A 14,466-nucleotide genomic window follows, 5' to 3' on the forward strand; every position below is an offset into this window, starting at 1 on the left:
GCCTGATACCATGAACCTTACGGGGCTCGTGGGTTGGCGGTTGGCGCATTGACGCTTATCATGGGCATAATCTGACGGCAGGATTCCGCAAATATGGTAAGGCTTATCGGTTATTTCTTCGGGATTGGTACGGTGCTGATGCTTCTGGCAGCAGGCGGCGTTGCCCTTTACGTCGGAAGCCTTAGCAAAGATTTGCCCGATTATGAGGTGCTGGCGAAGTACGAGCCGCCGGTCATGACCCGCGTTCATGCATCGGACGGCAGCCTGATGGCGGAGTTCGCGCGCGAGCGTCGCATGTACTTGCCAATCCAGGCTGTGCCGAACCGGGTCAAGGCTGCGTTCATCTCCGCCGAAGACAAGACCTTCTACGAACATCATGGTCTCGATTTCGGTGGTCTGGCACGCGCCGTTATCACCAACGTCAAGAATATGGGCTCGGGTCGCCGCCCGATGGGCGCATCGACCATCACGCAGCAGGTCGCGAAGAACTTCCTCCTGTCCTCGACCCAGACCTATGACCGCAAGATTCGTGAAGCGATTCTGGCCATGCGTATCGAGCAGGCCTATTCCAAGGATCGCATTCTCGAACTCTATCTGAATGAAATCTTCTTCGGCCTTGGCTCTTACGGTATCGCCAGCGCGGCACTGACCTATTTTGACAAGTCGGTCGGCGAACTGAACATCGCGGAGAGCGCGTATCTCGCAGCACTTCCGAAGGGCCCGAACAATTATCATCCCTTCCGCCAGCCAGCCCGCGCCATGGAACGCCGCAACTGGGTGATCGATCGTATGGCCGAAAACGGCTATATCACGACAGCGGAGGCGGAAGACGCGAAGAAGCAGCCGCTCGGCGTCACATCGCGCAGCGATATGCACTATGTCTTCGCATCGGAATATTTCACCGAGGAAGTGCGCCGCCAGATCATCCAGAAATATGGTGTCGACGCCCTGTATGAAGGCGGCCTGTCGGTCCGCACGACACTGAACCCGACCTTGCAGGTCGAAGCACGCAAATCACTGCAGTCTGCGCTTCTGCGCTATGACGAGGCACGCGGCTGGCGCGGGCCGTTGAAGAATGTCGATCTCGGTAATGATTGGGGCACCGCCTTCGGCGACATGCAATCCTATTCGGATGTTCCGGAATGGCAGCTCGCCATTGTGCTGAATGTTTCCGCTGCCGGTGCCGATATCGGCCTCCAGCCGGAAGTCGAAGCGTCCGGATCGCGCAGCAAGGAGCGCAAGCGCGCCTTTATCACCGCCGACGACATGAAGTGGGCGATGCGCGTCACCAATATCGATGGCAAGCGCAGCAGTGCGAAGTCGCCGGAAGGCGTGCTTAACACTGGCGATATCATCTATGTCTCGAAGGAAGGCAACGGCTATCGGCTTCAGCAGCCGCCGAAGCTTGAAGGCGCTCTCGTCGCCATGGACCCGCATACGGGTCGTGTTCTGTCGATGGTCGGCGGCTTCTCCTATGCGGAATCGGAATTCAACCGCGCCACACAGGCCTATCGCCAGCCGGGTTCGTCGTTCAAGCCGTTCGTCTACGCTGCGGCGCTCGACAATGGTTATACGCCTGCTTCCGTGGTTCTGGACGGTCCGCTGGAAGTCAATCAGGGCGGTACGCTCGGTGTCTGGGCGCCGAAGAACTATTCGGGCAAATTCGCCGGTCCGTCCACGCTTCGCTACGGTATCGAGCAGTCGCGTAACGTCATGACCGTGCGTCTGGCACAGGACATGGGCATGAAGCTTGTCGCTGAATATGCCGAACGTTTCGGCGTTTACGACAAGATGCTGCCGGTTCTCTCCATGTCGCTCGGCGCGGGTGAAACCACCGTACTGCGCATGGTAACGGCCTATTCCGTCATCGCCAATGGTGGCCAGAGCATCACGCCGTCGATGATCGACCGTATTCAGGACCGTTACGGCAAGACCGTGTTCAAGCACGATGCGCGCCAGTGCGAAGGCTGCAATGCGCAGGATTGGGCCAATCAGGAAGAACCGACACTGATCGACAATCGCGATCAGGTGCTGGACCCGATGACGGCCTATCAGATCACATCAATGATGGAAGGCGTTGTTCAGCGCGGCACGGCGCAGATTCTGAAGAGCCTCGACCGTCCGCTGGCTGGCAAGACCGGCACGTCCAATGACGAAAAGGACGCATGGTTCGTCGGCTTTACGCCGGACCTCGTGGTCGGCGTATTCATGGGCTACGACACGCCGACATCGCTCGGACGCGGCAATACCGGCGGCGGCTTGGCCGCTCCTGTGTTCAAATCCTTCATGGAGCAGGCGCTGGCTGGAACGCCCAAGGTGGACTTCCGCGTACCGGAAGGCATGACGCTGATTGCGATCAACCGCAAGACCGGTATGCGCACCAATGAGGGTGACCCGAATCTGATCATGGAAGCCTTCAAGCCGGGCACGGGACCATCCGACAGCTATTCGGTCATCGGTATGGATTCGTTCCGTGAAGGCGCGCCTGTCGCACCGCAATCGCCGCAAGCAACCCGTGCAATCAACTCCGGCTCGGGCGGACTTTACTGATCCGGTTACAGGGCTTTGGCCTTTACACAGCGTGGCCGCGTCACTATGGTCCGCGGCGCTTGGACAGGCTGTCCGACGCTGGAAATGACGAGCCGGGCTTTGCGTCCGGTTTGGTTTCCCATTGAAATAGGAATTACTGAAGGAACGATTTGCCCATGCGCGCGGAAATCGAGACGCTGGTTGACGAAATCAAGCAGGCCATAAGCCTGCTGAGGAGGCATCTTTGACTGGGATCAGGCGATAAAACGTCTCGGCTATCTCAATCAGAAGGCCGAAGATCCCACACTCTGGAATGATGCCCAGGAAGCCCAGAAGCTGATGCGTGAGCGCCAGCAGCTGGAAGACAGCATTAACGGTATCAATCAGCTTACCCAGACATTGAACGACAGCATCGAACTCATCGCCATGGGCGAGGAGGAAGGCGACAAGTCGATCATCGACGACGCGGAAAACACCATCCGCGAACTCAAGGTCGAGATCGATCACCGCCAGATCGACATGCTGCTGTCGGGCGAAGCCGATGCCAACGACACCTATGTCGAAGTGCATGCCGGCGCCGGCGGCACGGAAAGCCAGGACTGGGCGTCGATGCTGCTGCGCATGTATACGCGCTGGGCAGAACGCAACGGCCGCAAGGTCGAAGTGATGGAAGTGCACGATGGCGATGAAGCGGGCATCAAATCCGCGACCATTCTCGTCAAGGGGCACAATTCATACGGCATGATGAAGACCGAATCAGGCGTTCATCGTCTGGTCCGCATCTCGCCCTACGATTCCAATGCGCGTCGCCATACGTCCTTCGCCAGTATCTGGGTTTACCCGGTGATCGATGACAATATCGATGTGCAGGTGACGGAAGCAGACGTTCGCATCGATACCTATCGTGCATCGGGTGCCGGTGGTCAGCACGTCAACACGACGGACTCCGCAGTGCGTATCACGCATATCGCGAGCGGTATCGTGGTGCAGTGTCAGGCGGAACGTTCGCAGCACAAGAACCGTGAAAAAGCATGGTCGATGCTGCGGGCGCGTTTGTACGAGGAAGAGCTGAAAAAGCGCGAAGAAGCGACGGACGCAGCCAATGCCACCAAGACGGATATCGGCTGGGGGCATCAGATTCGTTCCTACGTTCTGCAGCCATACCAGTTGGTGAAGGATTTGCGCACCGGCGTGGAAAGCACCAATCCGCAGGAAGTGCTGGATGGCGCGGTAACGCCTTTCATGGAAGCAGCGCTCGCACACCGCATTCAGGGTGGTGGCGAGATGATCGACGATATCGACTGATATCTGTTCGAAATCCGCGAATAACAAAAACCCGGCCTCGGCGCCGGGTTTTTTATGGCTGTTGTTAAAGCAGCGGCTCTATCTGTTTGCCCGCTTTGAGAAAATTGACCGGATTGACGGGACGACCGTTCTCGCGCACTTCATAATGAAGGTGACTCCCGGTCGAACGCCCGGTGCTGCCCGCCTGACCGATGACCATGCCGCGGGTGATCTTCTGCCCGTCGCGGACCAGAACCTGCGAGAGATGCGCAAAGCGTGTGGCAAAACCATTGCCGTGGTCAATCTCGACCATATTGCCATAGCCGCCAAAGCGTCCTGCCTTCATGACCGTTCCGGCAGCCGTGGCCCGGATCGTCTGGCCATAGGCGGCGCGAAAATCGATGCCTGAATGAAAGGCTGCGCTGCCGAAAAACGGGTCGCTGCGATATCCGAAAAGGCTCGTCACCGGCATACCGGGGGCAGGGTTCGCGAGCGGCATCGCCGTGATTTGTTTGCGAACGCTATCGAGCCGTTCCAGTGCACTGTCGAGATTGCGGATCTGCATGTCGAAATCATTGACGATTGTGCCGGGCGCTGAAATCGGAATCAGCGGGCCGCCCATGGCAGAATGCGCCTTGTCCGAGGTTTCGATGCGAAGCCCGGCGGAATTTAGCGTGTCGACGATGGTGTCGGCTTTTTCATAAGCGGCATCCGCCAGATTGCGCACCTTGCCATTCTGTTCGCTTTCGATGCGATGGAGGGTCTGGTTGATGGTGGCAAGCAACTTGTCGGAGGTCTCGATTGTGGATTCACCTGACATGCCGCCCGCAAGACGCAGACCCAGCGGTCCCGCATCGGCACGACGCTCCAGTTTGACATTCGCGGGCACAGGCCCGGTTATGATCGGATCGATGCCGGGAAAGTCCCGCTCGCCAATCGCCTCATCCGGGATAAGCTGGCTATGCTCTTCGGCGAAGGGGACGGGCTGTGTCGGCATATCCGGCATTGGCTGCAACTTCGATGCCCGTTCCAGCAAAGGCGCAAGCTTGCCATCGCGCGCGCTCAGCGTCTGCTGTCGCTGCATGAGTTCAGCGAGCTTGTTTTCCATGACCTGCTGGTCAAGCATCTGGCGGCTCGTAATGCGGTCCACTTCCGTGCGCAGCAGCGAAATCCGGTCTTCATAAAGCTGCTGGTTGCGTGCCTGTCGCGCAATGCTGGAACTGATCAGATCATCGCGCAGCACGAGATAGGCGGTGGAGCCGAGATAGGCAGTTGAAAGCGCCAGAAACGCCGCTCCGCCTGCAATGGCCATCCAAGGGCGAAACGTGAAATGGCTGATTTTCTCGCCGCGAGCGATAATGACGACAGGCGGTTCCTTGCGTTCACCGAAGACCGTCTTTCCCGTTGTTTTCGCCCGTTTATTCGTCATGGCACCCACATGCCCCCCGATAGAGCAGCTCGGAACCTGAACACGGATGCGAACTGCAAAATTCTGGCGGAACGTTCTGGAAAACGCACCGATTCCCTAAGTTTGATTACAACTTATTAGGGTTAATAAAGCTTTGCATTCGTGGCTTGCGCCAGCCATGCGGGCCGGAAAGTGTCTCAGATCGAGACCGGAGACAGGTTGCGATAAAAGGACGGCGTCAGTCCGGCTTCGGCCCGTGCCAAATCGTTGAACGGCGGCTTGAGATCGCCGCGAAAATTGGTGCGTACCAGTTCCTGAAAGCGGGCGACCGGATCGATGCGATTACGCGCGCAGAAAAAGCGAAACCATTTCGCGCCGACCGCGACATGGGTTTTCTCGTCGTTATAGATGATGTCCAGTATCGCTGCCGTCTCATGATCGCCGGTTTCGATCATCTTTTCCAGAAGCGACGGCGTCAAATCCAGCCCACGCGCTTCGAGTATCAGCGGCACCACGGCCAGCCGCGCCTCCAGATCATTGCGCGTTTGATGCGCCGATTGCCACAGCCCGTCATGAGCAGGCATGTCACCATAATCGGCGCCAAGGTCTTTCAGGCGATTGCGCAGCAAAGTGAAATGCCGCGCCTCGTCATCAGCGACTTTCATCCAGCCATCGAAAAAGCTCCGCGGAATGGGCTTGGCTGCAAAGCGGGCCACGATATCGAGCGCCAGATCGATGGCATTCAACTCGATATGCGCAAGAGCGTGCATCAGCGCGATACGGCCATGCTCCGTGTGGAGCGAGCGCTTCTTCATCATGCGCGGCGGGACAAGCTCCGGCTTGTCCGGACGGCCCGGACGATCTGGCAAAGGCGGGTCGAGCGGGCTTCGCACCGAAAGCGTGCGCCCGAACCAGCGCGCCGCCGTCTCGCGCGTGAGGCGGACTTTGTCGTCCAGATCGGCTGCAGCAATGGCACGAATGGCATTGCCACGCAGCGTTTGTTCGGGGGCCTTGGTCTCGCGCATCACAGGATACACTCCGTCGGGCTATAGGGCGCGAGCCGCTTCCAGCACGTCTTCGGCGTGACCGGCAACTTTCACCTTGTTCCAGACCCGTGCGATACGGCTAGCGGCATCGATCAGAAAGGTTGTACGCTCGACGCCCATATATTTGCGGCCATACATGCTTTTCTCGACCCACACGCCATAGGCTTCCAGAGCTGTGCGTTCTTCGTCTGCGACGAGATCGACGGTCAGATCGTGCTTTTTGCGAAACTTGGCATGTTTCGTGGCGCTGTCTGGCGACAGGCCGATTACCCGCGCACCGATTTTGTCGAATTCCGGCTTCAATTGTGAAAAGGCAATCGCTTCCTTGGTGCAGCCCGATGTGTCATCCTTGGGATAGAAATAGAGGACGACAGGCTTGCCTTTCAACGACGAAAGGGTGAGTTGACCGCTTCCCGAAAGTCCATCTGACGGCAAGCTGAAATCCGGTGCCGTTTCGCCAACTTGGGGATGAGCCATATCTGTGCCTTTCTTTTATGGATTAGCATGGAAATCACCTGTTACAGTCCGAGCTATCGCATTCGAGTGACGCTTGTGCAACCATGGAAACCGCATCGTTTCGCAGATTGGCGAAATGTCGGAAAATGGACGCAAGCGCAAACCGCAGGCACCGTCTCAGATGGAAAGGGTGAGTAAAATCAATTCAATACGATAGTTTCATGATTCATCTTATGAAGCGTCGTCGATTGCAGCACTTGATATCCGGCTGGGTTGTTGACAGAAAAACCGAAACGAATCCGCTTCACGAAGCGGGAGATGGATAGAATCGAGCGTCTGGCCGCTGATGGCGCGGATGGTCTCGCAGACGGCCCGTTGCGCTCGGGACGGTCATTTATTTCGCGTTGTTCCCATGCTTTCGTTTCGATTTGCATTCTGCTCGTTCTGGTCGGTGGTGCGGGTTTTCTCATTCTTCGTGGCGGCGTGAACAGCGAGCTTTTGCGTAATGAAGCGCAGAAGGCTCTGGTCGGCGTGCTGGGCGATGGCGCGTCCGCTTCGATTGGCAGCGCCGCGCTTTCGCTCGATCAGGATAGCCATGTCGCCATGGAAGCGCGGGACGTTTCCGTGACCGACCCCAGGCAGGGCGTTGAAATCAAAGGCATCCGGTCTGTGCGCCTTGGTCTGGCGCCTCTGCCGCTCTTGACCGGCTCGGTGCGCGTGGCGCAGCTCGAAGTCGAGGGCGTGACCTTCGATATGCCGGAGGCGAAGGGCGACGGTTTCTGGAAGTCCCTGCCTTACGATGAGCGCGGCATCGTCGATTTCGATGCGGTTTCGGAGCAAATTTTCGCGGCAATGCGCAAGAGCGTCGAGCTTTTGCGCCAGCAGGACACCCGCGCCATTGGCATTTTCAACAGCACCATCCGCTTCAATGCAGGTGATGCTCAGCAATCCGTGGAAATCAAGACTGCGCGACTGGTGGAAGATCAAGGCAAGATCGCCATCACGGGTGATCTGCTCTGGCAGGGCAAGAGGATCGCGATTGACGGCAAGATTGATCGCGATGTTGCTGATAACAGCCTTCAGGGCTTCGCGCTTAACATCAATGATATTCCCGTTAAGCTCGGATCGCCGCCTGAAGTAACGCCTGTCATGGCGAACAACAGGATCAATCCGGCGCATTTCGAGCTGGACGGTCAGGCAAAAATTACGCTTTCCGGCACAGCCGCGACGGGCGACCGGCCCGAACGCCTTGGCGTTGATCTGGGCGTCGATGGCATCGACATGCAGATGGGGCGGGTCGAGGACGTGCGCGGCAGTGCGCTTTTGAGCCTTGAGCATCAGGTGGGTAGCCGCAAGATCGAGATCAAGCAATCGCGGCTGCAATTGGGGGGACTTCAGGCGCAGTTCAACGGCGCATTCGGGCCAGAACCGGAGGATGCGGGCAATGAGGACGGTCCGGCCTATCGTTTCGAGGTTCTGACCAGTTCGGCGACGAGCATGCCAGCGGAGTCTACAGAGCAGCCGCTGTCCTTCGCAACCCGCATATCTGGTCGTTTTCTGGCTGATCAGCTGCGTGTGCAGTTTGCCAATCTCGATGTGCAGACCGAAAACGGTCAGCTTTACGGGCAGGGCGGCATGGCGTTCGGCAATGGCTCGCCTGAAATGATCTTCATGCTGCGCATTCCTAAAATGCCTGTGGCTGACGCCAAGCATCTCTGGCCCATCGACGTGGCCGATGGCGCGCGTGAATGGGTTCTGAAAAACCTTTACGGCGGCACGCTGAAAGATAGCCAGATCGACATCTCGCTGGCTGCCGGACGCTTTAACGGTCCGGGTCTGCCGCCACCGCTGACGGGCGATGAAATCAAAGGCGATTTCAAGGTGTTTGATACACGTCTTGACGTGGTCGGTGAATTGCCGCCGGTGCGCGATGCCGATGGCGTGATCACCGTTCGCGGTGCGCATACGACGATCAAGCTCCCCAAGGGGGTCGTCTATACGGCGCAAAACAGAAAGGCCGACGTTTCCAACGGCACGCTCATCATTCCTTGGGGGCCGCAGCGTCCGGTTATTTCCGATCTCGATATTACGGTTTCGGGCGATGCATCCGCCATCGCTGAGATTGCCGGTAAAAAGCCCATTGATGTTCTGAAAAACGTGCCCTTCCTACCGGAAGACGTATCGGGCGATGTGAAGGCGCAGGTGAAGGTGAGCTTTGCCGTGTCGAAGGACCCGCCGCCCGGCACTTTGAAATGGAGCGCCGATATCGGCTTCAACAATCTGGATATCGCAAAGCCGGTGGGCGGATCGAATGTCAGCAATGCGACAGGCACGATCAAGGTTGACCAGACCGCCGCTGTCATCACCGCTGATGCTAAACTCGATGGCGTGCCCGGCAAGGTGACGATGACCGAGCCGGTTAATCTGTCCGGACCGGCCAAGCGCGATCAGAAGATCAAGCTGGAAATCGACGACAAGACACGCAATGCGGTGTTTCCGGGGCTGAACTCCGTCTTTTCCGGGCCAATGTCGGTTGATCTCGGCATGGCGGAAGGCGGTAAGCGCCACGTCACGGCCGATCTTGGCAGAACACAGGTGGACCTGTCATGGCTTGGCTGGCGCAAGGGCGCTGGCATACCGGCCAAGGCCACCTTCGATTTCATCCAGAATCCGGACGACAAGAGCAAGATCGATATCAACAATCTGGTCTTCACTGGGGATGCATTCGGCGTAAAGGGCGATCTGTCGATTGCCAAGGGCGATTTCCAGTCGGCTGATTTCAGCGAATTGCGTCTCAACCGGAATGACCGTCTGTCGGTCAAGGCTACCAAGGGTGCCAATGGCTATCGGGTCAATGTGCGCGGATCGCAATTCGATGCGCGGGCCTTGATCAAGCAGGCGTCAGATCTGGGCGGCAAGGGCAGCGGCGGCAAAAGCAAGGGGCCGCGTGTGGTCGTGAGCGCGCAGGTCGATGAAGTCAGCGGCTTCAACGGCGAATCCTTGCGCAATGTCGCTATTTCCTATGAAAGCTCCGGCAATCGCATTGCGGGTGTTTCCGTCAACGCCCAGACTTCGTCCGGTCAATCATTCGTCGCGACGAATAATGATCAGGGCGATGCCCGCTCAATTTCGCTCCAGTCCAATGATGCGGGCGCGGTGCTGCGCTTTTTCGATTTCTATGACAAGATGCGCGGCGGCAAGATAACCGTTGGGCTTGCGGCGCAGGGCGATGGCCCGCTGCGTGGACAGATCGATGCCCGCAACTTCGCGATCATCAACGAGCCGCGTCTGGCCAAGCTCGTGTCGAGCCCGCCTGCAACCGGTGGTGCAAGCCTCAATCAGGCGGTGAAGCGTGACATTGACGTGTCGCGCGTCGATGTCGAGCGGGGCTTCTCGCTGATTGAAAAGGGCGATAGCTATCTCAACCTGTCGAAGGGTGTGGTGCGCGGACCATCGGTCGGCACAACGTTCCAGGGAACGCTTTACGACAAGCAAGGCAATATGGCGATCACCGGCACCTTCATGCCTGCCTATGGTGTGAACCGCCTGTTCGGGGAAGTGCCTATCGTGGGTATGCTGCTGGGCAATGGTCGCGACCGTGGCCTGATCGGCATCACCTACAAGCTTTCGGGAAGCGCAAAACAGCCGCAGGTGATCGTCAATCCTATTTCGATCATTGCGCCAGGCATCTTCCGCTCGATCTTCGAGTTTTAAAGCGGGTTAGCGCCGATAATACGGATGTGAAAAAGCCGGGCAAGGAGCCAGGCTTTTTCGTTTCAATTATTGGGCTGGCCAGATCAGGCCGGGCGGATAAGCACGTGGCGCTTCTTGCCGAGCGACAGCTTGATGACGCCCTGATCGTTCAACGCACCGGCGTCGATCGTCATGCGCGGATCGGTGACCGGCTCGTCATTGATGCGCACGGCACCGCCTTCAACATGACGGCGGGCTTCACCGTTGGTGGTGCAGAGTTCTGCCAGAACCATCAGCGCCAGAATGCCGATGCCGCTATTGAGCGTTGCCTTGTGGACGCCGACCGTCGGAAGATTTTCAGACAGTTCGCCGTCTTCAAAGGTCTTGCGTGCCGTCTCGGCGGATTCCTCGGCGGCATCACGGCCATGCAATATAGCCGTTATCTCCGTCGCGAGGATCTTTTTCGCTTCGTTGATCTCAGAACCTTCGAGCGCGGCAAGCTTGGCGATCTCATCCATCGGCAGCGTCGTGTAGAGCTTCAGGAAGCGTTCCACGTCTGCGTCCTCGGTGTTGCGCCAGTATTGCCAGAAGTCGTAGGCGCTCAGCATGTCCGCATTGAGCCAGATGGCGCCGCCCAGCGACTTGCCCATCTTCTGGCCGGAAGCGGTGGTCAGCAGTGGCGAGGTCAGGGCATAGAGCTGCGGCGTCCCCATACGGTGGCCGAGGTCGATACCGTTGATGATATTGCCCCACTGGTCCGAGCCGCCCATTTGCAGGCGGATATTATGGCGCTTGCTCAGTTCCACGAAGTCGTAAGCCTGCAGGATCATGTAGTTGAATTCGAGGAAGGACAGCGACTGCTCGCGGTCAAGGCGCATCTTCACCGAATCGAAGGACAACATGCGATTGACCGAGAAATGACGACCCACATCGCGCAGGAATTCGAGGTAATTGATGTTGCGCAGCCAGTCGGCATTGTTGACCATCAGCGCGTCGGTGGCGCCGTCGCCAAAGGTGAGGTAGTTGGCGAAGACGCGCTTGATGCCGGCAATGTTCTCGGCAATCGTATCTTCGGTCATTAGCTTGCGCGCTTCGTCCTTGAAGGACGGATCGCCGACCATGCCGGTGCCGCCGCCCATCAGGGCCACCGGCTTGTGGCCGGTCTGCTGGAACCAGTGCAGCATCATGATCTGGATAAGACCGCCCGCGTGCAGACTTGGTGCCGTCGGGTCGAAGCCGATATAAGCCGTCACGGTTTCCTTGGCCAACAATTCGTCGAGGCCGCTTTCATCGGAAATCTGATGAATGAAGCCACGCTCGGAAAGCGTGCGAAGAAAATCGGATTTGAAACCGGACATTCCTTTTTCCTGACTGGTAAGGCGAAGTTGAAACTGGAGTAAGCGGATGCTTACAACAAAGTGATAAGTTGGCCTTTAGCACCAATCAACCGCCAATAACAAGGAAACTCCCGAACGTCTGGCGAAACACGCAATTTGCGCAGGTTTCGTCAACAGCTTCGATTGTTCAGTGCTGTGCTGTGCCTGAAAACAGATTGAGAACCACTACGCCTGCGATAATCAATGCCATGCCCGCCACGGCGGCAAAATCGAGCTTCTGACCGAAGACGAGCCAGCCGATCAGTGCGACCAGTGTGACGCCGATTCCCGACCAGACTGCATAGGCAATGCCGACGGGAATAGTCTTCAATGTCAGGGATAGAAAATAGAAGGCAAGCCCATAGGTGACGACCACAATAATAGATGGAATGGGCCGGGTGAACCCTTCCGACGCCTTGAGGCTCAATGTGCCGATGACTTCGGAGCAGATGGCAATGGCGAGAAGGGCATAGACCGGCATGGCGCACCTGCTGAGAAACGAATCGATCTGACGAAATCAATATGCACAAAAAATCCGGCGGAGCGATCCGCCGGATAAGACCAGGTCAATCTGGTTTGCGACCGATTTTGTTGTTTAGCGCAGACGCTTCGGGCGCGCTTCGACCAGTTCGCCCATCAGCCGGCGGTCGAGATATTCCGAGCATTCCTCGATCAGCTGATCGCCATGGCCGGCAAAGAAGTGGTTGGCGCCTTCAATCGTATTTTGCGTGATGGTGATGCCCTTCTGGGTCTTGAGCTTATCCACCAGCGCCTGCACATCCTTGGGCGGTGCGACTTTGTCCTGATCACCATGGATGATGAGACCGGACGAAGGGCACGGCGCGAGGAACGAGAAGTCGTAGGTGTTCGGCTGCGGTGCGACCGAGATGAAGCCTTCGATTTCCGGACGGCGCATCAGAAGCTGCATGCCAATCCAGGAACCGAAGGAATAACCGGCAACCCAGCAATTCTTGGAATCCGGATGCAGGGCCTGCACCCAGTCGAGCGCGCTCGCGGCATCCGACAATTCGCCCGCGCCGTGGTCGAATTCGCCCTGGCTGCGACCGATGCCGCGGAAGTTGAAGCGCAGCGTCGTAAACCCGCGCTGCTGGAACATGTAGAACAGATCGTAGACGATCTTGTTGTTCATCGTGCCGCCGAATTGCGGATGCGGATGCAGGATGAGCGCGATGGGCGCGTTCTTTTCCTTGGAAGGCTGATAGCGGCCTTCGAGGCGTCCGGCTGGTCCGTTAAAAATGACTTCTGGCATGTGTACTCCGCTTGTAACGGGATGATCGGACCGAAGCTGCGAACTTGACGTTGGGGGACGCCGCTTCTAGAACCGATTTGAAATTTGGACAGGCTGAACCTGAAGTTCAGCACGCAGTAATGGCTTAATAGGCTTTTCCCGATTGAAAATTCAAGGAAATTGCGCTCGAAGCTCATTCTTGACGTTATTTAGGAGATAGGGACGGTGAACGGGAGCGGCAAGAGGCTGTATCTGGACTATAACGCCAGTGCGCCTTTGCTCGATGAAGCGCGCAATGCGGTCATCGAGGCGTTGAGCATTACGGGCAATCCGTCCTCCGTGCATCGTGAGGGCCGCGCTGCCCGCGCGCTGGTTGAAGCGGCGCGCCGCAACGTCGCGTCGCTGGTCAACGCCAAGCCCGAACATGTCTTCTTTACCTCCGGCGCGACCGAAGCTGCATCGACGCTTTTGACTCCGAATTATATGATGGGGCGTTCGCCGGTGCGCCTTTCGCATCTTTATGTCAGCGCGACAGAACACCCCTGCATGACCGCTGGCGGTCAGTTTGCCGCTGACAGCATCACGACATTGCCTGTCGATGCAAACGGCATTTTGCGGCTCGATGTGCTGGAGCAAGCGCTTGCTGCCCATGACAAAAGCAAGGGCTTGCCGCTGGTCGCCGTGCAGGCCGCGAATAACGAAACCGGTGTCGTTCAGCCCGTGGCAGAGATTGCCGCTATCGTGAAGGCTGCGGGCGGCATTTATGTCGTCGATGCCGTTCAGGCGGCAGGGCGTATTCCGCTCGATATTTCAGATAATTGCGGCGATTATCTCATCGTTTCGTCCCACAAGATCGGCGGCCCGAAAGGCGTCGGTGCGGTTATTGCCATTTCCGATCTGATGATGCCGCGTGCGCTGGTGCGCGGCGGCGGTCAGGAGAAGGGACACCGTGCCGGTACAGAAGCCTTGCCGCTGATTGCGGGCTTCGGCGCTGCTGCAACCGTTGCGAAAGCGCGGCTTGAAAGTGGCGGCTGGTCTCCCGATATGCGGGACAGACTGGAAGCGGGGATTTTGGAAATCGCACCCGGGGCAGTGATTTACGGCAAGGCCGTGGATCGTCTTCCGAACACAACGTTCTTTTCGCTCGATGGCCAGAAGGCCGAGACAGTCCAGATCGCCTTCGACCTTGGCGGAATAGCGCTTTCGGCGGGTTCGGCCTGTTCGTCAGGCAAGGTCGGTCCAAGCCACGTGCTGGCGGCCATGGGCCATGAGGACGGCCCCGGCGCGATCCGTGTGTCGCTGGAACCGGATGTGAGCATGGATTCGGTCGCAGCGTTTCTCACAGTCCTGCGCAAAATCGTTGAGCGTTACGAAAGCAGGAAATAGGCGGCGAAAGTGTGTTTAAACGCCGGAATGGCTGCCGGG

The 14,466-nt window shown here is 57.9% G+C and carries 10 protein-coding genes; 4 read left to right on the forward strand and 6 right to left on the reverse strand.

What is annotated here, in order from left to right; translation table 11 throughout:
- Nucleotides 1–93: 93 nt before the first annotated feature.
- Together D8666_RS01760 and prfB are read left to right on the forward strand one after the other, a co-directional pair.
- The gene (locus D8666_RS01760; protein WP_121536030.1) at nt 94–2,550 is read left to right on the forward strand and encodes a penicillin-binding protein 1A; all 2,457 of its coding nucleotides are present in this window, start codon (nt 94–96) and stop codon (nt 2,548–2,550) included.
- 155 nt (nt 2,551–2,705) lie between these two features.
- Nucleotides 2,706–3,834 (forward strand): peptide chain release factor 2 gene (gene prfB / locus D8666_RS01765; RefSeq protein ID WP_121536033.1). Its coding sequence is split into 2 segments (ribosomal slippage): nt 2,706–2,774 and nt 2,776–3,834, totalling 1,128 coding nucleotides; the frame shifts between segments, so codons are not numbered across the junction.
- 64 nt (nt 3,835–3,898) lie between these two features.
- Here prfB and D8666_RS01770 read toward each other — a convergent pair.
- From D8666_RS01770 to D8666_RS01780, 3 genes are all read right to left on the reverse strand, one after another.
- The gene (locus D8666_RS01770; RefSeq protein ID WP_121536036.1) at nt 3,899–5,242 is read right to left on the reverse strand and encodes a M23 family metallopeptidase; all 1,344 of its coding nucleotides are present in this window, start codon (nt 5,240–5,242) and stop codon (nt 3,899–3,901) included.
- Nucleotides 5,243–5,418: 176 nt separating this feature from the next.
- Nucleotides 5,419–6,246, reverse strand: a complete 828-nt coding sequence (locus D8666_RS01775) for a ferritin-like domain-containing protein (RefSeq protein WP_121536039.1) — start codon at nt 6,244–6,246, stop codon at nt 5,419–5,421.
- A 21-nt stretch (nt 6,247–6,267) separates the two neighbouring features.
- Nucleotides 6,268–6,744 (reverse strand): peroxiredoxin, encoded by a 477-nt coding sequence (locus D8666_RS01780; protein WP_121536042.1) that lies wholly within the window; start codon nt 6,742–6,744, stop codon nt 6,268–6,270.
- 297 nt (nt 6,745–7,041) lie between these two features.
- Between D8666_RS01780 and D8666_RS01785 the strand changes: the two genes are divergently transcribed.
- Nucleotides 7,042–10,437 carry a DUF3971 domain-containing protein gene (locus D8666_RS01785; RefSeq protein ID WP_121536045.1) on the forward strand — a complete coding sequence of 1,132 codons (3,396 nt, stop codon included), beginning with the start codon at nt 7,042–7,044 and terminating at the stop codon, nt 10,435–10,437.
- An 83-nt stretch (nt 10,438–10,520) separates the two neighbouring features.
- Here D8666_RS01785 and tyrS read toward each other — a convergent pair whose 3' ends face one another.
- The 3 genes from tyrS to D8666_RS01800 form a co-directional block, all read right to left on the reverse strand.
- Nucleotides 10,521–11,774, reverse strand: a complete 1,254-nt coding sequence (gene tyrS, locus D8666_RS01790) for a tyrosine--tRNA ligase (RefSeq protein ID WP_109368893.1) — start codon at nt 11,772–11,774, stop codon at nt 10,521–10,523.
- 166 nt (nt 11,775–11,940) lie between these two features.
- On the reverse strand, nt 11,941–12,273 hold the full coding sequence (locus D8666_RS01795; protein WP_109368894.1) for a DMT family transporter: 333 nt from the start codon (nt 12,271–12,273) through the stop codon (nt 11,941–11,943).
- Nucleotides 12,274–12,387: 114 nt separating this feature from the next.
- On the reverse strand, nt 12,388–13,062 hold the full coding sequence (locus tag D8666_RS01800; protein ID WP_078338528.1) for an alpha/beta hydrolase: 675 nt from the start codon (nt 13,060–13,062) through the stop codon (nt 12,388–12,390).
- Nucleotides 13,063–13,266: 204 nt separating this feature from the next.
- Between D8666_RS01800 and D8666_RS01805 the strand changes: the two genes are divergently transcribed.
- Nucleotides 13,267–14,427, forward strand: a complete 1,161-nt coding sequence (locus D8666_RS01805; protein WP_121536048.1) for a cysteine desulfurase family protein — start codon at nt 13,267–13,269, stop codon at nt 14,425–14,427.
- The last annotated feature ends 39 nt before the right edge of the window (nt 14,428–14,466 follow it).

Source organism: Ochrobactrum soli (assembly GCF_003664555.1).
GTDB lineage: Bacteria > Pseudomonadota > Alphaproteobacteria > Rhizobiales > Rhizobiaceae > Brucella > Brucella teleogrylli.

Bases quoted from the DNA above. Each gene is read 5' to 3' on its own strand.
- D8666_RS01795 (WP_109368894.1), bottom strand. From the start codon at position 12,273: ATGCCGGTCTATGCCCTTCTCGCCATTGCCATCTGCTCCGAAGTCATC.
- D8666_RS01785 (WP_121536045.1), top strand. From the start codon at position 7,042: ATGGATAGAATCGAGCGTCTGGCCGCTGATGGCGCGGATGGTCTCGCA.
- tyrS (WP_109368893.1), bottom strand. From the start codon at position 11,774: ATGTCCGGTTTCAAATCCGATTTTCTTCGCACGCTTTCCGAGCGTGGC.
- D8666_RS01760 (WP_121536030.1), top strand. From the start codon at position 94: ATGGTAAGGCTTATCGGTTATTTCTTCGGGATTGGTACGGTGCTGATG.
- D8666_RS01800 (WP_078338528.1), bottom strand. From the start codon at position 13,062: ATGCCAGAAGTCATTTTTAACGGACCAGCCGGACGCCTCGAAGGCCGC.
- D8666_RS01775 (WP_121536039.1), bottom strand. From the start codon at position 6,246: ATGCGCGAGACCAAGGCCCCCGAACAAACGCTGCGTGGCAATGCCATT.
- D8666_RS01770 (WP_121536036.1), bottom strand. From the start codon at position 5,242: ATGACGAATAAACGGGCGAAAACAACGGGAAAGACGGTCTTCGGTGAA.
- D8666_RS01780 (WP_121536042.1), bottom strand. From the start codon at position 6,744: ATGGCTCATCCCCAAGTTGGCGAAACGGCACCGGATTTCAGCTTGCCG.